The sequence below is a fragment of the Ruminiclostridium hungatei genome (genome assembly GCF_002051585.1).
Taxonomy (GTDB): Bacteria; Bacillota; Clostridia; order Acetivibrionales; family DSM-1351; genus Ruminiclostridium; species Ruminiclostridium hungatei.
The window spans coordinates 20,464-38,830 of record NZ_MZGX01000032.1 but is presented as its reverse complement, the minus strand read 5'-3'; the positions used below and the strand labels follow the sequence as shown (position 1 = coordinate 38,830).

General features: G+C 42.8%; 16 protein-coding genes and 1 riboswitch. Of the genes, 2 read left to right on the top strand and 14 right to left on the bottom strand.

The window, feature by feature from the left end:
* Positions 1–80 precede the first annotated feature (80 nt).
* Positions 81–581, bottom strand: a complete 501-nt coding sequence (locus CLHUN_RS19400) for a QueT transporter family protein (RefSeq protein WP_080066328.1) — start codon at positions 579–581, stop codon at positions 81–83.
* 324 nt (positions 582–905) lie between these two features.
* Positions 906–1,880 (bottom strand): MraY family glycosyltransferase, encoded by a 975-nt coding sequence (locus tag CLHUN_RS19390; protein ID WP_080066324.1) that lies wholly within the window; start codon positions 1,878–1,880, stop codon positions 906–908.
* Between the two features lie 399 nt (positions 1,881–2,279).
* Here CLHUN_RS19390 and CLHUN_RS19385 point away from each other — a divergent pair, with 399 nt between their 5' ends.
* Positions 2,280–3,665 carry an NAD(P)/FAD-dependent oxidoreductase gene (locus tag CLHUN_RS19385; RefSeq protein ID WP_207559188.1) on the top strand — a complete coding sequence of 462 codons (1,386 nt, stop codon included), beginning with the start codon at positions 2,280–2,282 and terminating at the stop codon, positions 3,663–3,665.
* A 173-nt stretch (positions 3,666–3,838) separates the two neighbouring features.
* Here the strand turns inward: CLHUN_RS19385 and CLHUN_RS19380 are convergent, their stop codons facing one another.
* From CLHUN_RS19380 to CLHUN_RS19350, 7 genes are all read right to left on the bottom strand, one after another.
* Complete coding sequence (locus tag CLHUN_RS19380; protein WP_080066320.1) at positions 3,839–4,294, bottom strand: hypothetical protein; 456 nt, start codon at positions 4,292–4,294, stop codon at positions 3,839–3,841.
* A gap of 232 nt (positions 4,295–4,526) precedes the next feature.
* Positions 4,527–4,871, bottom strand: coding sequence for a branched-chain amino acid transporter permease (locus CLHUN_RS19375; protein ID WP_080066319.1), 345 nt, complete (start codon positions 4,869–4,871; stop codon positions 4,527–4,529).
* Positions 4,868–5,572: an AzlC family ABC transporter permease gene (locus tag CLHUN_RS19370; protein ID WP_080066318.1), complete on the bottom strand. Its 705-nt coding sequence runs from the start codon at positions 5,570–5,572 to the stop codon at positions 4,868–4,870. Before CLHUN_RS19370 ends, CLHUN_RS19375 begins: the two co-directional genes overlap by 4 nt.
* Positions 5,573–5,694: 122 nt before the next feature.
* Complete coding sequence (locus CLHUN_RS19365) at positions 5,695–6,216, bottom strand: peptidylprolyl isomerase (RefSeq protein WP_080066316.1); 522 nt, start codon at positions 6,214–6,216, stop codon at positions 5,695–5,697.
* Between the two features lie 181 nt (positions 6,217–6,397).
* Positions 6,398–7,027 (bottom strand): histidine phosphatase family protein, encoded by a 630-nt coding sequence (locus tag CLHUN_RS19360; RefSeq protein WP_080066315.1) that lies wholly within the window; start codon positions 7,025–7,027, stop codon positions 6,398–6,400.
* Positions 7,028–7,159: 132 nt separating this feature from the next.
* Positions 7,160–9,349 carry a DNA gyrase/topoisomerase IV subunit A gene (locus CLHUN_RS19355; protein ID WP_080066313.1) on the bottom strand — a complete coding sequence of 730 codons (2,190 nt, stop codon included), beginning with the start codon at positions 9,347–9,349 and terminating at the stop codon, positions 7,160–7,162.
* Positions 9,350–9,395: 46 nt separating this feature from the next.
* Positions 9,396–11,378: a DNA gyrase/topoisomerase IV subunit B gene (locus CLHUN_RS19350; RefSeq protein ID WP_080066311.1), complete on the bottom strand. Its 1,983-nt coding sequence runs from the start codon at positions 11,376–11,378 to the stop codon at positions 9,396–9,398.
* Positions 11,379–11,645: 267 nt separating this feature from the next.
* Here CLHUN_RS19350 and CLHUN_RS19345 point away from each other — a divergent pair, with 267 nt between their 5' ends.
* On the top strand, positions 11,646–12,263 hold the full coding sequence (locus CLHUN_RS19345) for a hypothetical protein (RefSeq protein ID WP_080066310.1): 618 nt from the start codon (positions 11,646–11,648) through the stop codon (positions 12,261–12,263).
* Positions 12,264–12,403: 140 nt separating this feature from the next.
* On the opposite strand, the gene CLHUN_RS19340 is transcribed toward CLHUN_RS19345, so the two are convergent.
* The 5 genes from CLHUN_RS19340 to CLHUN_RS19320 form a co-directional block, all read right to left on the bottom strand.
* A complete protein-coding gene (locus CLHUN_RS19340) occupies positions 12,404–13,342 on the bottom strand; it encodes a DUF4097 family beta strand repeat-containing protein (RefSeq protein ID WP_080066309.1) in 939 nt (312 codons plus the stop codon).
* Between the two features lie 431 nt (positions 13,343–13,773).
* Positions 13,774–14,292 (bottom strand): folate family ECF transporter S component, encoded by a 519-nt coding sequence (locus tag CLHUN_RS19335; RefSeq protein ID WP_340148347.1) that lies wholly within the window; start codon positions 14,290–14,292, stop codon positions 13,774–13,776.
* A 155-nt stretch (positions 14,293–14,447) separates the two neighbouring features.
* Positions 14,448–14,549, bottom strand: a riboswitch (THF riboswitch).
* A 121-nt stretch (positions 14,550–14,670) separates the two neighbouring features.
* On the bottom strand, positions 14,671–15,702 hold the full coding sequence (locus tag CLHUN_RS19330; RefSeq protein WP_080066307.1) for a DUF1574 family protein: 1,032 nt from the start codon (positions 15,700–15,702) through the stop codon (positions 14,671–14,673).
* A gap of 252 nt (positions 15,703–15,954) precedes the next feature.
* Positions 15,955–16,206, bottom strand: coding sequence for a hypothetical protein (locus tag CLHUN_RS21905; protein WP_133051124.1), 252 nt, complete (start codon positions 16,204–16,206; stop codon positions 15,955–15,957).
* A 142-nt stretch (positions 16,207–16,348) separates the two neighbouring features.
* On the bottom strand, positions 16,349–18,325 hold the full coding sequence (locus tag CLHUN_RS19320) for an S-layer homology domain-containing protein (protein WP_242656565.1): 1,977 nt from the start codon (positions 18,323–18,325) through the stop codon (positions 16,349–16,351).
* Between the last annotated feature and the right edge of the window lie 42 nt (positions 18,326–18,367).

Here is an 18,367-nt window from a genome sequence, read left to right as displayed (position 1 = left end):
ATTATGAATATAATACTTTTCGTCAACAAGGTAATTGTATATTAGTCATTAGAAAAAATCAAGCTTAAAAATGAACATTTTTAAGAAAAGCGCTTAAAAAGTTCACCAATTTTTTTGCTTCTTTCAAATAATAACATTAATGGAAATCCCGCCACATAGCACGCTATAACCTGACCCACGCCCACCTCGAACATGGTGACAAACAACGGCAGTTCATAGAGTACACTGAGCATGGCCCCGATAACAACCGCATTTATAATAACCGGCGGCAGAGGTGCCAGCCACTTTCTGCGGGGTCTGTCAAAGGTCAGCTTATAAGTAAGAAAGGCAGACAACAGTGTTGCAAGGCTTCCTATTACAATGTCCCAAATCCCGTTCCCCCCAAGGATATTTGAGATCAGGCAGCCCACAAACAGTCCGGGAATGGCAAGCGGCGTAAAATATGGAAGTACGGTAAGTGCTTCAGCCAGCCTGCTTTGCATCGGGCTGAAGCTGATTGCAAAAAAAAGCATGGTCAGTGCCAGGTATACTGCCGCTATCATGGCTGAAACCGTCAGCCTGAGAACTTTCTTGTTTTTCATGGATAACCCCTCTCGTCGGCCGTGACCACCGGCGGATAAAACCAGGAGCTATGTCCTGCAAATGGGCAAAGGCCGGATACAAAACAAAATACTGCCCTGCATATGCAGGCAGTGTCGCCGTAGTTTTATTGGAAGCTTCTGTTCAGTCGTTAATAACAGGCTTCAGACAGGATGGTCACGAACTGTCTTTATATTTATTTTTTCAAATTATATCATTAATTATTATTTAATACAATTATTTATTGTTTATTGCTTAATGCAATTATTAACTATCTACATAAACAGAAGCCCCCGGACAACAACCGGAAACCGGCAAAAATCCGCCTAATATCTGCCCGCCCCCAGCAAAAGCAATATTATGGCGCTGAGATTGAGGCATATGCATACAAGGTACAGGAAATAAACCGCCTGCTTTTGCGTAAGCCCCTTGGCCAGCAGTCTGTAGTGTATCTGGGAAGCATCCCCCACATATACCTTTTTGCCTTCCCTCAGCCTTTTCAAAACTACAAAGATGTTGTCAAATATAGGCAGTCCCAGTGCCAGAATGGGTATGAATATGGAAACTGCCGTTGCCTGCTTGAAGGCCCCGTCCAAGGATATGACAGCAAGCATGAAACCTAAAAAGGTTGCACCCGCATCACCCATCAGAATCTTTGCGGGATACCTGTTGTACCTGAGATATCCCAGGCACACTCCAACCAGGGCTATTGACATGATTCCAAGCAAATGGTTGCCTTTTACAATAGAGACAATAAACAAGGTCCCTGCCGAAATGCAGGAAATCCCACCTGCCAGGCCGTCCAGACCGTCCGAAAAATTTATGACGGTGGTAACCCCGAACAGCCACAGAACAGACAAAACATACTGAAACCACAAGGGAAACATAATATATGCATCATTAAACGGATTGGTTATGCCTGCAAATTTTATATTTGTAAAGTATACTGCCATAATGCAGGCTAAAAGCTGAAAAACAAACTTTGGCAAGGCCTTTAAATCCCTGCCGTTGATTTTGAACCAATCATCCGCCATTCCGATGCCCCATATTAAAAATGAGCTTCCGAAGACGGCAAGCGCCTTGGTGCTGAAATCCCGTGTGAACAGGAAATAGCAGCTCCAGAAGGTAAAAAGTATTCCTACAGCCGCAAGATATGCCTTGCTCTCAGTATGAATCTTTCTCTGGCTGTCTTTATTGGGCTTCTCGGTATAGTTTATTTTGTGCGCCAGTTTTGTCAGCTTTGGAGTAACATACAGCATTATTCCAAGCGAAAGTAAAAAGGGCAAAAAGTAATTTGACATGGGCAGCTTTCTCTTCTTTCATCATTGGTGTAAATTAATTATCGTACTTTCAGCAGGCTCTCTGCGGGAGGTTCTTTCCTCTGATACTGCTTCATTTACTGTTTTTTTCACTTTATGCTACTTATAAAATATACTACACGCCGTGTTTTTTCAATGATTTAACAAAAATTTAAGATTTTATTAATAATTTGCCTCAGTGGTCTGCAGCGGCACATAACCGGTGCCGAATAATATTGTTTTTTGTAATAAACCGTTTTACCATTTACTAAATATAGAAAGTCATGTATAATATTTTATTTGGGAAGACAATGTTTCTTTATTTGTACAATTTTAAATCATCTGTTTTAAATTGCCCTACTGACAGCAACATTGATACAGTGGATTATGGAGGTAAAAACTATGTATGACGTAGCAATAATTGGTTGTGGTATTTCCGGAATATTTGCAGGCTATGAGCTGACTAAAAAAAATCCTGCTTTGAAAGTTGTAATGATAGAGCAGGGCAATGATATTTTTGGAAGAAACTGTCCTATTATAGCCAACAAGATAAAAGACTGCATCCGTTGTAAAACCTGTGATATTATGCGGGGCTTCGGCGGCGCCGGCGCGTTTTCCGACGGCAAGTTCAACTTTACAACTGAATTCGGCGGCTGGCTGAATGACTACCTTGAGGATAAAGATGTTATGGAGCTCATTAATTATGTTGACAGTGTCAATGTTGAATTTGGAGCCACTGAGGAGATGTACTCCACCTATACTCCCGAGGCCAAGGCCATAGAAAAACGTGCCCTTGAAAATGATCTCCACCTGCTGCAGGCGGCAGTAAAGCATCTGGGCACGGAAAACAACCTGGAAATACTGAAGCGTCTTTATAAATATTTGCTGGAGCGCCTTGAAATGCTCTGCAACACCCAGGTATTAAACATAACTCCCAACGGCGAAGGTTATGCCGTGGAACTGAAGGATGGAAAAACCATAGAGTGCAAATACCTTATTGTCGCTCCCGGAAGGTCCGGAGCGGAGTGGTTTTCACAGCAGTGCAAGCAGCTCAAGCTCAATATGATAAACAATCAGGTTGATATCGGAGTAAGGGTTGAGCTTCCTGCAAAGGTATTTGAACATATAACGGATGTTGTATATGAATCAAAGCTGGTCTACAGGACAAAGCAGTATGGGGACCTGGTGCGTACCTTCTGTATGAACCCTTACGGCCACGTTGTTTCTGAAAATGTTGACGGTATTGTTACCGTAAACGGACACAGCTACACCGATCCAAGTCTCAGAAGCGGGAACACAAACTTTGCTCTCCTGGTGAGCAACAGATTTACTCATCCCTTCAATGAGCCCTACCAGTACGGAAAGAGGATAGCCTCCCTTTCAAATATGCTGGGCGGAGGCGTTTTGGTTCAGAGGTTCGGCGACCTTATCAAGGGAGCCAGGACAAATGCCCACAGGCTGGGGCAGAGTTTCACACACCCTACTCTGAATGCGACTCCCGGTGATCTCAGCCTTGTTCTTACAAAGAGGCATCTGGATAATATAATTGAAATGATTTATGCCCTGGACAAGATAGCTCCGGGTACCGCCAACTACGATACCCTGCTTTACGGAGTCGAAGTCAAGTTCTACAGCTCAAGGCTTGAACTGACAAAGGAACTTGAGACCAAGCTGCCCAACATGTTTGCCATAGGTGACGGCGCAGGCGTAACCAGAGGACTGTCCCAGGCAAGTGCCAGCGGTGTTCATGTTGCCAGAACCATCTCGGACAGGATAAGCAAAGCTTAATAATTGCAATTCCATAGGCAAATTATATGTATCTGTTTTTTACCTGCTGTCCATAACAGCAGCACAAATACAGAAATCAGCCTGGAAGGGTTGGTGCTTTTAAATCACCAACCCTTCCAGGCTGATTTTCATATACATGCCTTATATCCGCTCTTATACACTAAAAGGAAGTCTTAAGCGTTGCCCCCGTTTAAATACTCCATAATCGGCTTAAGATTTGCAATCGGTGCAAACCAACAAAATTCTCCTGCATTAAACATTATCCCATAAACGCCCGATTCTTCCCATTTACACAACCATTCAACTGCCTTTGCAGGTTCCATGGCAATAGTATTAATTGAACCGTCGGCATTTACCAGCCTCTGTGCCTCTCCAAACTTACGCGCATGAGGCCCATCCGTAAATACGTACATCCATCCTTTTCCTTCGACTTCCCCTATAAAAGGTCTGGGGTCATTAATATCCATTACCGGTTTGGTTATGAAATTCCATTTATCCAAACTAAAGGTTTCTTTCCAAAGAAAATTTTGACCTTCTTTAAATGGCATCTTTTTTACCTTTTCAACCAGTACATCAAAATTAATATTATTATCTACGACTTCTTTCTTTTTAAATAAATCTTTAAACATATAAATTCACCCCGAATTCCTGAAATTTAACAAATAGAATCTCAGTTTTTAAACTGATTTTCTATAATACCCAAAATTCTCACTAACAAGTTTCCATGCCTCATATTATATCATAAACCTTTGTACTTGTTCCAATATATGGCACTTGTTTTGTGGCACCGCCGAACACACCATGGGTTCCGGTAGTAATTCCGGTACTGTACGCCATTGTAAGCGGCTTGACATTTCCATTTCATCTCCAGGATGTAAAAACATACTGCACCAGCAGCATGTACACCGCCGTACCTGCAAATATGCTGAGCAGGGTGTTCTTCTTCCACAGATGCAGTGCAATGATTATGAGTATTGCAGCGAGCTCGGGCAGGCCGTATGAGCCTCCGGTAAACGAAACTCCCTTGAGGCAGTACACCACCAGCAGCCCGATAACAGCATAGGGCAGCACACTGCCAATCTTCTGTATATATGCCGGGGTGGATTTGTGCGCTCTGAAGAATATGAAGGGCAGAAACCTGGTGCACATGGTACCCAGCATAAGAATCAAAATTATTGTAAGGCTTTGAATAGGATTTAAAGTCACAGGCTTTCCCCTTTCATTTTTTTACCGGCAAAAGTAAGTACCAGCAGAATCAGAAGCATTGAAGGTATAATAAAATTGTTCCGTCCGAACACCACCAGGCAGATAACCGAACTTATAACCCCTATGACGGCAGGATAGTGCCTTTTCTGCTCACGCCATTGATTTATGAATATTACCACAAATAAGGCCGTCAAGGCAAAATCCAGTCCCTTTGTGTCAAACTTTATGTAATCCCCCATGAAAGCCCCCAGCACAGAGCCTGCTATCCAATACCATCTGTTCAGAAAGGCTACAAAGAACATGAACCAGCCGTCGTCAACCTCCTTTTCGGGCGTGGCGGAACACAGGATCGAAAAGGTCTCATCACACATGGCGAATATCAGGTACGGCTTGAATTTACCAGAAAGCTTCAGCCTTTCCAGCATTGAAATGCCATAAAAAACATGCCTTGCATTAACCATCAAAGTAATAAAAAGTGCGTACAGAGGATTAAATGCTGCCGATAACAGTGTTATTCCCACATACTGCATGGAACCTGCGAATACAAGAAAGCTCATCAGAAAGGTCCAGCCTGCTCCATAACCTATGGACTTCATCAAGATACCATAGGCTATTCCCAGAAACAGAAATCCGGCCAATACCGGCAGGGTATGCGGGAACGCCGCTTTCAGAGCCCTTAGTGCTTTAGTTTTCGTCTTCATTTTGTTGCTCCGGAAAATGTATTTTAATAATATATTTTAAGATGAGATGGGGAAAATGTCAAATCAGAAAAAAATGCTTCAAAACCTGACAGTCAGGTCTTGAAGCATACCGTTCCTTCGTGTTATACCTTTTCAGGTTCAGGATATTCCACTCCAAAGGTGTCCACAGTTACTTTCTTCATTTTCTGGTCTTCCTTCGGCCTGTCATTGTAATCCCTCTTGGTACTTACAATCCTGTCGGCCTCTTCAATACCTTCAGTAACTTTCCCAAAGGCAGCGTATTGCCCGTCAAGATGAGGTGCCTTGGCAACCATTACAAAAAACTGTGAGCCTCCCGAGTTGGGAGCCATGGTTCTGGCCATTGACAATATGCCCTTGTCGTGCTTAAGTTCATTTTTAAATCCGTTTGCGGAGAACTCTCCCTTTATGCTGTAATCAGGACCGCCCATGCCGGTTCCCTCCGGGTCACCGCCCTGTATCATAAAACCGGGAATTACCCTGTGAAATATTACTCCGTCATAAAAGCCCTTGCGTATAAGAGAAATAAAATTATTAACCGTATTTGGTGCTATCTCCGGATATAGTTCAGCCTTTATTATATTTCCATTTTCCATTTCGATTGTAACTTCTGGGTTTTTACTCATATTTTCATTCCTTTCGAAGCCGCCGCAAAGATGCCGGAAGCTTTATCCATAAATTATTTGTCAGTACTATTTTATAGTTTTCGACCGGGATGTCAAGTGTATTCATTGATTTTACCATATACCCTCATGAAGAGTTTTACAAAAGGCAAGCCGGCTTAAAAAACCTGTCCTCACATCAGCATCAGCCCTGAGCGTGTGACATGTCCCCCTCGGTCAATACCCTGGCTTCAAACCGTCCATCCGGCCTTAAATTGTCAATTTCCACGATGCTAAGGCTTGTACCGTGAATAAAAGGCTGCTCCCACAGCTTTTCAATGGGAATGCCCTTAAATATCGCCATTATGGTTTTTACTATTACTGCATGGGTGACTATCATCACATTACAGTTCCCATTTTCACTGATAATTCTTTTCAGCACAGCTTCAATCCGTATTCTTACCTGATGGAAATCCTCGCCGGACTGCGCCTCGTACTGGTGCGGCCTGTTCCAGAAAGCTTCCAGGCTGTCCTTGTCCGCCTCGCTGAACTCATCTTTTGCTTTTCCTTCCCACTGTCCCAGATTTATTTCCCTCAGATTTTCATCGGTTATGATTTCAATTTTCCGGTCCCCCCTGATGAGCTCTGAAGTATGTATGGCCCTTTGGCTGGAGCTGGAATAAATTACTTTAAAAGCAACACTTTCAAGGCGCTTCCCCAAAGCTTCGGCATTTTTAATGCCCTTGGGAGTCAAATTTGAATTTTTCCAGCCCTGCATCCTTCCCTGAACATTCCATTCGGTTTCCCCATGTCTTGTTATATACAGTTTAAGCATATTTTATCCCCCCGTCCGCTCTGCGGACATAAATTCAAAGGGTTGAAAGTGGTTTTCTTTCAACCTTGCACCTCCAATTTTAAAGGCCTCCGGTTTCAAAAACACCCCTGGAGGCCTTCAATTATATATTTGTTATTCCAGTTCAAGCGTCAGTTGTGTTTCTTTTTTATCCTCGTCCTTCATATAGCATCCGATTGCAGGAATATTCTTCGTCCTGTAGTAATCTACATCCGTCAACTGCATCTCCTCCAAGGTCTTGATGTATACGAGAGTGCTGCCCTTTTTGGAGGTGAGCACCTGAACGCCCTGGGAAGCCCTGGTGGACTTGGGGCTGATATTTTCAGTATTGAAAACCAGTACTTTTTTTATGCTGCTGGCTGCCGCCAGGTCAATGTCCCCGTTCACAAACATCATCCTCACAAGCGGAACGCCGTCGTAATAGGCGTTGGCCAGTTTCTTCCTGTTGGTTTTTGTGGCATAGCTGGACAGCTCTATCTTTGAACCCTTTCCATTCTCATAAAAGAAAAGCATATGGCCTTCATAGTTGTCAGTGGCCGTAATATATATTATCTTTTCGTCATTCTCAAGTCCCAGCAGGTTGGTCAGGTACTCGCCAAGACTGCTTGCCTTGCAATCAGGCACATCATATATCTTTGTCTTGTATACGTTAAACCTGTTTGAAAACAGCAGCAAGTCAGCCTTGTTATGTGTGTCGATTTCCTGGACGATGGCATCGTCATCCTTCAGCTTGTGCTCGGGATTTGCTCTCAAGGATACCAGCGCTATCTTCTTAAGATAATTCTGTTCAGTGAGGAAAAGCTTGAGATTGTAGTCCTCTATCAGGTGCTCCGTAGTTATTTCCTCTATATGCTGTTCATGTATTATCTCAGTGCGCCTTGGCTGTCCGAATTTTTTGGAAACCTCCCTGAGCTGCTTCTGAATGATCTTTTTAACCTTGCTTTCACTGCCGTATATGTCCTTAAGCTCTGCAATTTCCTTTATCAGCTCGTCGGCTTCACTTACCCTGTTCAGTATATATTCCTTGTTCAGGTTTCTGAGCTTTATTTCAGCTATGTATTCCGCCTGAACCTGATCTATCTGGAAACCGCTCATCAAATTGGGTAAGACCTGCGCTTCCTGCTCGGTGCCTCTGATGATGGCAATTGCCTTGTCAATATCCATGAGTATTTTTTTAAGACCCATGAGAAGATGCAGCTTGTCACTCTTTTTTTCTATATCGTACAAGGTCTGACGCTTTATGCATTCAACCCGGAAAGCCAGCCATTCGCCCAATATGGTTCGTACTCCCATAACCCTTGGCTTCCCGCTTATGAGAATATTGAAATTGCAGTTGAAGCTGTCCTGCAGGGGAGTCAGTTTATAGAGCTTGTTCATCAATGCGTCGGGGTCTGTGCTTTTTCGTATGTCCAGAGTGAGTTTCAGACCACTCAGGTCTGTCTCATCCCTCACATCGGTAATTTCTTTAATCTTACCGCCCTTTATCAGCTCGATAATCTGGTCCATAATGGCTTCAACAGTTGTGGTATACGGAATCTCAAGTATTTCGACGCAGTTGTTTTCCTTGTCATACCTGTATTTGGCCCTGACCTTGAAGCTGCCTCTTCCATTGGTGTATATATCTCTTATTTCCTTCTCGGAATAAATAAGCTGTCCCCCGGAGGAAAAATCCGGTGCCTTCAGATGCTCCTCCAACGCAGTCTCCGGATTGTCAATCAGCGCAGAGGTCGCTTCACATATTTCCTGGAGGTTGAAGCTGCAGATATTGCTTGCCATACCTACGGCAATTCCCTGGTTGGCATTCACCAGAATATTGGGGTAGGTGGTGGGCAAAAGCACAGGCTCCTTCATGGTTCCGTCATAGTTGTCCGAAAAATCCACAGTATTTTTATCAATATCCCTGAATATCTCTTCACAAAGCTTGTCCAGCTTTGCCTCGGTATAACGGGGTGCGGCAAACTTCATATCCCTTGAATACTGCTTTCCGAAATTTCCCTTGGAGTCAACAAAAGGATGCAGCAGAGCGTTATTTCCCCTGGTCAGTCTGACCATGGTTTCATAGATGGCCATATCACCATGAGGATTGAGCTTCATGGTCTGCCCCACAATGTTTGATGATTTGGTCTTGGCAGCGGTGAGAAGCCCCATCTTATACATGGTATACAGCAGCTTTCTGTGTGAAGGCTTAAAGCCGTCTATTTCAGGTATGGCCCTTGATACGATAACACTCATGGCGTACGGCATATAGTTGTTTTCAAGGGTTGACACAATATCCTGTTCAACCATATTTTTATGAGTAGACATGCATATCCTCTTTTCCGTTTAGTTGAATTACAATAAACTCCATGTTTTAGCTTACATCTATCATATCCAGGTACTTGCTGCCGTTTTCCTCTATAAACAGCTTTCTTCCCGGCAGATTGTCCCCCAGCAGCACATCAAACATCTGTGCCGTAAATTCCACGTCCGCAGGCATGACTTTTATGAGCCTGCGTGTTTCAGGGTTCATGGTGGTAAGCCACATCATGTCGGGTTCATTTTCTCCAAGACCTTTTGACCTCTGAATTGTATACTTCTTGCCTTCCAGCCTGGATAGAATATCGGCCTTTTCCTTTTCTGAATAGGCAAAATAGCTTTTTCCCTTGCAATTGATTTCAAACAGGGGAGACTCTGCAATGAAAACCCTGCCCTCCAGAAGCAGTGTGGGAACAAGCCTGTAGAGCATGGTAAGTATCAGCGTTCTGATCTGGAAGCCGTCTACGTCGGCATCAGTGCAGATTATCACCTTGTTCCATCTCAGATTATCCAGATCAAAGGTATTGAGTTCCTTATTGTGCTTGGATTTGATTTCAACTCCGCAGCCCAATACTTTTAGCAGGTCAACAATGATTTCATTTTTAAATATGCTGTCATATTCAGCTTTCAGACAGTTCAGTATTTTACCCCTTACCGGCATTATGGCCTGGAACTCAGCATCCCGTCCAAGCTTGCAGGCACCCAGGGCCGAGTCACCCTCCACTATATATATCTCCCGCTTTGACAAGTCCTTTGTCCTGCAGTCCACGAACTTTTTAACCCTGTTTGAAATGTCCACGCTGCCGCTTAACTTTTTCTTTATGTTAATCCTGGTCTTCTCGGCAGTTTCCCTGCTTCGCTTGTTAACCAGTATCTGTTCTATGATTTTGTCACTTTCCACCTTGTTTTCAATGAAATACACTTCCAACTGCTGTTTCAGGAATTCCGTCATTGTCTCGTGAATAAATTTGTTGGTTATGGATTTCTTGGTCTGGTTCTCGTAGCTTGTGACCGTGGAGAAGGAATTGACCACAAGAATCAAGCTGTCTTCAATATCGGCAAAAGTTATTTTTGCTTCGTCCTTATTGTACTTGCCTCTGGCCTTGAGACATTTATCTATTTCGTAAACCAGGGCATTTTTAACCGCCTTGTCCGGTGCACCGCCATATTCAAGGAAACTTGAGTTATGGTAGTACTCCAGCAGATTTGTCATATTGTTGAAGCAGAAGGCTATCTGCATTTTAACCTTGTACTCCGGCTTGTCTTCCCTGTCACGGCCTCTTGTGGAGGTTTCATAGAATTGAATCTCCGTAAAACCGTCCTCCCTGGTTATTTCCCTTATGTAATCTACAATACCGTTTTCATAGCAGTACACAAAGGTTTCTCCGGATTCCTCGTCCTTAAGTATAAAACGCAGCCCGGCATTGACAACCGCCTGTTTTTTAAGGACTGTCTGAAAATATTCCAGGGGTATGCTTATATCGGTAAAAACCTGAATATCAGGCTTCCATTTTTGTATTGTGGAGGTTTGTTCGTACCTGCATTTCTCCTTGCTGAGTCCGCCGATATTTTCGCCTTTTTCAAAGTGAAGCTGGTATTTGTGCCCGTCTCTGAATACGGTCACATCAAAATATTCGGAGCTGTACTGGGTGGCGCATGCACCCAACCCGTTCAAGCCGAGGCTGTACTCATAATTCTCACCGGAGTTGTTTTGGTATTTGCCCCCTGCATATAATTCGCAGTATACCAGCTCCCAGTTAAAGCGCTCCTCCTTGGTGTTGTAATCAACAGGCAGCCCTCGTCCCCAGTCCTGCACCATTATGGAACGGTCCGCAAATCTGGTCACCTCTATTACATTTCCATGCCCCTCACGGGCTTCGTCAATAGAATTGGACAGAATTTCAAAAAAGGAATGCTGACAACCATCCAGACCATCAGAGCCAAATATAACGCCCGGACGCAGCCTTACCCTGTCTGCACCTTTTAAGGATGATATACTCTCATTACCGTATTCAGTCTTTCTGGTTTCTTTTGTCATTTGTAACTCCTCCACGTGTGATGTGTTCCTTAACATTATTTATCAAACTAATGTTCTCTGTCAAGCTATTTTACATACGGTCCTGTCCATCATTTATGCGGGATAACTTATAATGGTCTGAAAAATCTGTAATTTCCCAGTTCTGAACTTTTATTAAATACCTCCGCAAAGGAAAATATATGACAATATGGCATAATTATATTATAATTATAAATGATACTGGAGAGGAATGCTTTCAGTTTGAATTTTTTTTGGGAGGACAGCCTCATGAAACTAAGAATTACCCGTAAGGAACTGGAGGAATTGACCCTGGAACAGAGACAGAATCTCTGTGATCTTTGGATTCCTCATATCTACGATACTGTTGTAGCCAATGTATGCGTGGATGCTGCCGAAGAAAAGTATGAGCAAATCATATATGTTATTGGGGGCATAAAGCTGCTGAAGCACAATGACATGCTTTTATACGATTTAAAGTTTATGGCGGATGAGACCGTTAAAATCAAGGAAGATGACGACAGCTTTTCAGGCGGTATAGAAGCTGACAGGATTGAAGGCACAGACGCTGCTGAAGCTTCTGGTGACTCTTCGGAAGAAGAACCGGAGGAAGAGTTCAGCTTTGACGAGGATTTCAACTTTGAATTCCAACGTCCCGAAGCCTACATTAAACAAGACTGCCTGCCTTTATTGGATATAGGTCAGATGGTTGACATACTTGAGAGAAAAAATTTCGGCGAAGGTGATTTCTACCTGTCCGCAGCAATTGGGGATTATGTCCTTGAAATGGGAAAAAACAATATTTCAGGTTCCACATCCTATGACCAGAACAATAAGGAGATAGAGCTCTGCGATATACTTTGGGAATCCGTCAAAGCTACCTTGTAGTGTGTGCACTCAGCCTGATACAGGCCCCGGTTCCGGCACCCGCCTATTAAAACCATTCGAATACATTAAGAATTACATAAGGAATGCTGTAAAACCTGCTGATACAGGTTTTACAGCATTCCTTCTTCAATTTCTCACGTTTAATTTTTATCTACAACCACGTTTCCAACACCTGTGCTAAGCTTCACAGTGGGGCCGCCTCCGTTAATATCTCCCTTGAAGCGGAATTTACTGTCTTCATTGGTCTTTACAAAGCTGCCGCTTAAAATGCCCACGCCTGTGCTGGCCTCAAGGGTCATCTTTGTTTCTTCCGGCACATTAAAGTCAAGGTTTCCCATTCCAGTAGAAGCATCAAATTCATCTACTGCATCAATATTGCCCTCAAAGTCTACATTACCTGCACCTATACTCAGTTTGCAATCCCCTTTTGCAGAAGAATTATCTATGTCTATGTTACCTGCTCCGGTACTCAGGTCAAACTGGGCATTCATTTCGTTTATATCAATATTTCCTGCACCTGTGCTGGTTTTTACTTTTTCAGCCAGGCTCTCCATATTGACATTTCCGGCGCCGGTACTGATGTTCAGGCTCTTTATACCTTCGGGCACCTTAATGGTGTAGTTTATTGTAATCTGATAGGTCTTGTAGTTTTCTTTCTGCCAATCCCAGAAATCCTCACCATCCTTGGTCTTCACAACCACTTCAAGCTTATCTCCGCTCTGCTCCAGTGAAATAATCATGTTTTCAAGGATTGTCTTCTTTGCCTCGGCTGAAGTTCCTCTGACCTTTTTGTCGGCATTTATGGCTATTCCGGAGCCGTCATTTTTCCTGATCTCCACATTTCCGGCATTTGTCTTGACTTTCAGTTCCTCACCCTCAACCTTGTCCTGGGTAAATTCCTGCTTATCTGCGGTTTCCTGGCCTATGCCGTCAAATATGCTGCTGTTCTTCTTTTCACTTTGATTAGATTTATAAAATTCATATTCCTTGCCATTAATCCTTACTCCGCAGCCCGCAGCAATAAGAAACATAACAAATACCAGAATCAAGGCAATAAACGAAAAATATTTCTTTTTCAAAATCTTCAACTCCCATTCTTAATATATACATAGGATACGGCTTATTTATAAAAATGTCTTAAAAATTGGGAATTTATTTTCCTAGTACAACATTCGGCAAATAGGGTGCATAAGTTGGAGGAGATTTTTTTTGAAATACAAGGCGGAGGAGTGCGGAATAATTGCTTTATTCCAATCAAGAATAACTATGTTATTCTTTTCGACAACGATGTAGTTCAAAAAAATATACCCAAATTATGTGCCAGGATTTACCGAATGTTGTACTAGTGGTCTGTAACATCTGAAACGGATATTGCCGGCGAGGAAAATTTCTGTAGGATAAGGCGGAGGCCGAAGGCAATACTGTATGTATTGGCAAGAACGACAACGAAATTCTGCGGGAATTTAACCGTCGGCAATATGTGACTTTTAGGTGTTACAGACCACTAGTATCAATTTTGGTGAGTCAGCGGCCGGGTGAACATACTTCCAACATATTTCCATACAAAATAAATCACAAAAGTATGCACCGGCAGAAAAATGGCATTTGTGACCAACCTTGCGGATATTATGGCATATGCGCCTTTCTGTGTAAGAATGATAAGCCATATTGTGTTGAGTACCAAACTGCAGGTAACTATTACTGTCAATACTGCTGCAAAGGTTCTCAGCATGGTTATTTTCTTCTTATAGAGAAAAACTCCATAAAGAAAACCGGATACAAACGCGCTGAAAGTAAAGCCCGGGAAGTAGGCTCCTTTCGGGAATATCATCATTCCCAATACGTCGGCAACAGCCGCACCAATGCCCGCCATAACAGGCCCGAACAAAATAGCTGAAACAGCTATGGGGAGAAATTGAAAGGAAATTCTTACAATTGAATTTTCTACAGACAGGAATCTGGTCAAGATTACTTCAAGGGCGACAAAAAGCCCTAACAACAGAATGTCTCTGAGTTTATTGTGCATCATGGGCACTACCTCCTTTAATTTTTTCGAGTGCATCTTTCATTTTGCATATTTTTACATGCAGAAATAAAAAATGCCTCATTTTTGTGTCCCATCCGGGTACAGTACAACAAAGAATGCACTGTAAAAAGCCACATAAAAGAGGTATCTCTTTTTGTGGCAGCGGAATGCGAAATCTGCACCGCAAACACTGGGTGTTTTTCGTCCAAAAGGCAACTTCCCGTCCTCTTGGCACTTAACGCGCAAAAATCTACTCTGCCAATTTTTATATCAAAACAACAACTTACGTCATGTGTCTTTGACTTTTTTATTCTATATTAAAATCTAGCAAATATCAATATGCATAATTATAAATTTTATATATAAGTGCCCCGGTGCAAATTAATACAAGTACTTTTTTATAACCGGTGCAAAATGCCTGTCCAGAACCCCTGTTCCCTTTACATTTAAATGATTGCTGTCGTAAAACATGTCATTGGTAAACATTCCAGTCTGCCGGTTTATAAGGTTATAATCCATAAAATCAATTTTAAAACTGTCGGCTATTGACTTAATATGCCCGTATGCCTCATCATAGTCCTTTAAAAAGTCCATAGTGGGTCTTGGCACAGGCGCAGCTACCATTATTACCTTTACATTGTTTTCCTTGCACAGGATCAGGGTTTTTTTCATATATTCAAGCTGTCTTTGATTCCACTTGAAGTTTAAGCCTGCCTTTTTAAACGGGTTTGCTACAGATAATTTATAGGGGGTTGCTATTTTTTCACTGCCGAAATACCCGTTCTTATAATATGTAAAATCGGTATATTCAATATTATTGCCGACTTCCACATCACTGTTTATCAACTCCCCGTTCAGAACCTTTTTTACTGCCGGAATTAGGCCGTCCCTGTTCTTGTAAGTTTTTATGGCAGTTTCCATAAAAAATGAAGAAAATGTCTTTTCCCCACTGAGAGCCGCAAGCATTTCAACTTTTGTAGCACAGCCTTTTATGTAATCAAATACGAAATAAGCAGGTGTAACATTGTCCGTAGCGCCCAGCATTCTCCAGTAAACTTCATAGACCAGCACCTTTGGCTTCTGATATTTCAATGCCTCCTTCAAGGCATAATATCCCACAAGCGGGGTCTGCCCCGAACTGGACAGATTAAAGGTTTTTGTATTGAGTTCCCTGTCAAAGTAGCCTGAATCAAATGCAAACCGTGCATGGGAAGACCCCAGGAACATCACATCTATGGAATTGTTCTCATGGGAATAAAAATCCCTCCACATCAACTCATGCATATCGGGCTTGTCAAAATACTTATAATAGTATAAGGCCCCGCCCACAGACATATCTATAATTTTAAAGATAATCAGGAAAACAATGATTTTTAGTATAAAGGAAGCACGTAAAGGAAGCTTTGCTCTCATTTAATCCACCAGCGCCTTAAATACAATTTTACCATTACCGGCCAATACTTCATAATTCTACTATTGCGGCCTTTATATGTCAACTGGTGAACTTATGTACACCGGAAAATTGCAACTGGGAACAACCTACGTAAATACAATGTCTTTGATGAGACCTTCCATTTACGTAAATTGCTCCGCTGGCTGTTTCATATTTTACCGGTTCTGAGTGCTTTCGTTTCATGCCATTCACATAGTACGGTATTTTGCAGCTTATTTAGTGGCTGTGGCCGTTGCAGTTGCTCCGCCCGGAGAGGCCGTGGATGTTCCCGGAGAGGCTGTAGACGTAGCAGGTGAGGTAGTCGCAGTCCCCGGAGAAGTTGTGGTCATTCCCGGTGAAGGGGAAGCAGTTGAAGGGGTGGCTGTCACTGTGGACGTTCCGGCACCCGGTTCCTCGTTTTTAGCACAAGCGCCAAGACTGAGAGTAAAGGCAGCTATTAAAAGTATTGCAAATATTCTTTTCATTTCCTCTGAAATTTCCTCCTTTATCCTTGTTTGCATAGAAACGAATTTATTCATATTATTAGTTAATTAACTAAATTTATACAGTTTTGCCACAAAAAAAATCCGCCACGGCTTTTTGTATCTGCCGCAGCGGAAAACAGGTTTATTTTAAATTAATAATCACATACTGTACTTTTCCGCCATTATTCAACGGCCTGTCGCAGTATAGCTTGACATTGGCATAACCGGACTCCGTTCCCACAACAATGTCCGTAATCTTTTTAGCCGTCAGATTGTCTGAATAATCTTTTACGTAAAAGGTCACATCTGAGCTAAACATATAAACCCACTCGCTCATCTTTATACGTTTGCTGTCAATTGCCTGCACATACCAGCCCTGCGCGCTGGTGTCCACAAGCTTGTCATAAGAGTTTACCTTGTTGTTGAACATTTTCATACTCACCACCGAGCCCACAATAGCTCCCGGCAACTCGGATTTTGAGGTATAGGTATATGAATCGGAACCTGATACAAGACTATAGGTATAGGTGGTAGTCTTCTTGCCATCCGGCACTGTTATTTTCTGAACCACGTAGTTCTTATACTGTTGATTCAGTACGTCACTGGTAAGCAGCAGGTTCACATCTCCGAACTCTCCGGTTGTTCCAATATACTGTACCTTTCCCGCAGGAAGGGTTCCATTGGGAATATCTGTCCATTTTAAAATATTTACAGTGGAATCGGTGTAGTTGAATATTTTAATATTGTCTGTTATATAGCTCTGACCCGCCTTTTTCTCGTACCTGTCTATGGTCAGCTCATTGGACATATTATTGCTTACCGCCAGCAGAGCCACAAAGTCGTCGGGCAGTGCAGAATATTTAACCAGCCTCCACTTGTACTGACCGGGGTCCTCACTTACCTTGTAGGTCTTTGTGGTTCCATCCACGTGCATAAGACTGACTGTGTAATATATTTTACCGTAGTCGGCTGCCTTCTTTGAAACCTCTGTTGCAGTGTTTACAACAAATGCATAATCTTCTACCGTTGAATTTTCGGCATAGTATACATCTATAAGCTTTCCGTCATGGCCAAGTATTGCACTGACAGTATCTCCTACATTAAAAGCTCCGGCAGAGGAATTGAACTTATTCAGCTTTGCGTATTCTCCCAGGTCATAATCCACACCGCTGATCTGCACTTTCTTGGGAGAGTACTTGCTTGGAAGGATGCTTGTGATTTCACCGTCAATCCTGTTATCCACCACAAGATAATACATCAGGACATTTAGCTTGTTGTATACTTCATAGACAACATCCTTGTCCTTTATGTCATTGAGAGAAATGGTTTCACCAGTTACCTTCACCGCCGGAGAAACGGCGTTATTCACAGTATCCCTTAAAACCGGTACTCCGGACTTAAAGGTTATACTGCCCAGTTTCAGGGTTTCCGGCTTGAAATTCATGGCGATCTCCGGCTTGCCATATATCCAGTTATTCTGATCATCCTGCAGTCCGGATGCTTCCAGAAGAGTTTGGTCTGCCGCCTGGGTGCCTGTTTTCTTGATATTGGTATTCAGCATTCTGCTGATCATTATTATTGCTGCCTCAGAAGCTACGGAGCCTCCGCTTGTGTAGCTGTAGCCGGTTGTCAGCCCAAGGCCTTTCGCCTTGTCCAGGTACCCATTCGGCCATGCTCCGACAACATCAGCCGGAGTATATCCCAGAGCCTTGATCATAGCCGTGCAGAGCTGAGCAAATGTTATGGGAGTCCCGGGCTTGAATTTGCCGTCGGAATATGCCGACAGATAGCCCAGCTTGGCGGCGGCATTTATGTAGCCGCAGTATTGGGACTTGGCTGACACATCCGGGAAGGTTGTGGAACCTGTCAAAGATTGTGCCAGCTCATAATTCCCGGTAGAGTTGATTATTATTTTTGAAAATAATTCTCTTGTCATTTTGCCGTTGACATTCAGGTCTGAAGCATTTATTACACCCCAGGCTTCCAGCTTTTCAACCGCATTGTCATAGTCCTGCTGCCCCTGTGTTACAGCAGCATATGAAACCGTAGAAGAAAGGATAATTATGAAAATCATAGCCAGTGTTACAAGCCTTACCGGCATCTTTCTTATTTTGTGCATTATAACCTCCTATCTGCGCGCTTTGCACACAAACAAATAAAT

What these genes read in the sequence shown, in the direction of transcription:
- CLHUN_RS19400 (WP_080066328.1), bottom strand. Translation starts at nt 581, where the DNA reads ATGAAAAACAAGAAAGTTCTCAGGCTGACGGTTTCAGCCATGATAGCG.
- CLHUN_RS19390 (WP_080066324.1), bottom strand. Translation starts at nt 1,880, where the DNA reads ATGTCAAATTACTTTTTGCCCTTTTTACTTTCGCTTGGAATAATGCTG.
- CLHUN_RS19385 (WP_207559188.1), top strand. Translation starts at nt 2,280, where the DNA reads ATGTATGACGTAGCAATAATTGGTTGTGGTATTTCCGGAATATTTGCA.
- CLHUN_RS19380 (WP_080066320.1), bottom strand. Translation starts at nt 4,294, where the DNA reads ATGTTTAAAGATTTATTTAAAAAGAAAGAAGTCGTAGATAATAATATT.
- CLHUN_RS19370 (WP_080066318.1), bottom strand. Translation starts at nt 5,572, where the DNA reads ATGAAGACGAAAACTAAAGCACTAAGGGCTCTGAAAGCGGCGTTCCCG.
- CLHUN_RS19365 (WP_080066316.1), bottom strand. Translation starts at nt 6,216, where the DNA reads ATGAGTAAAAACCCAGAAGTTACAATCGAAATGGAAAATGGAAATATA.
- CLHUN_RS19360 (WP_080066315.1), bottom strand. Translation starts at nt 7,027, where the DNA reads ATGCTTAAACTGTATATAACAAGACATGGGGAAACCGAATGGAATGTT.
- CLHUN_RS19355 (WP_080066313.1), bottom strand. Translation starts at nt 9,349, where the DNA reads ATGTCTACTCATAAAAATATGGTTGAACAGGATATTGTGTCAACCCTT.
- CLHUN_RS19350 (WP_080066311.1), bottom strand. Translation starts at nt 11,378, where the DNA reads ATGACAAAAGAAACCAGAAAGACTGAATACGGTAATGAGAGTATATCA.
- CLHUN_RS19345 (WP_080066310.1), top strand. Translation starts at nt 11,646, where the DNA reads ATGAAACTAAGAATTACCCGTAAGGAACTGGAGGAATTGACCCTGGAA.
- CLHUN_RS19335 (WP_340148347.1), bottom strand. Translation starts at nt 14,292, where the DNA reads ATGATGCACAATAAACTCAGAGACATTCTGTTGTTAGGGCTTTTTGTC.
- CLHUN_RS19330 (WP_080066307.1), bottom strand. Translation starts at nt 15,702, where the DNA reads ATGAGAGCAAAGCTTCCTTTACGTGCTTCCTTTATACTAAAAATCATT.
- CLHUN_RS21905 (WP_133051124.1), bottom strand. Translation starts at nt 16,206, where the DNA reads ATGAAAAGAATATTTGCAATACTTTTAATAGCTGCCTTTACTCTCAGT.
- CLHUN_RS19320 (WP_242656565.1), bottom strand. Translation starts at nt 18,325, where the DNA reads ATGCACAAAATAAGAAAGATGCCGGTAAGGCTTGTAACACTGGCTATG.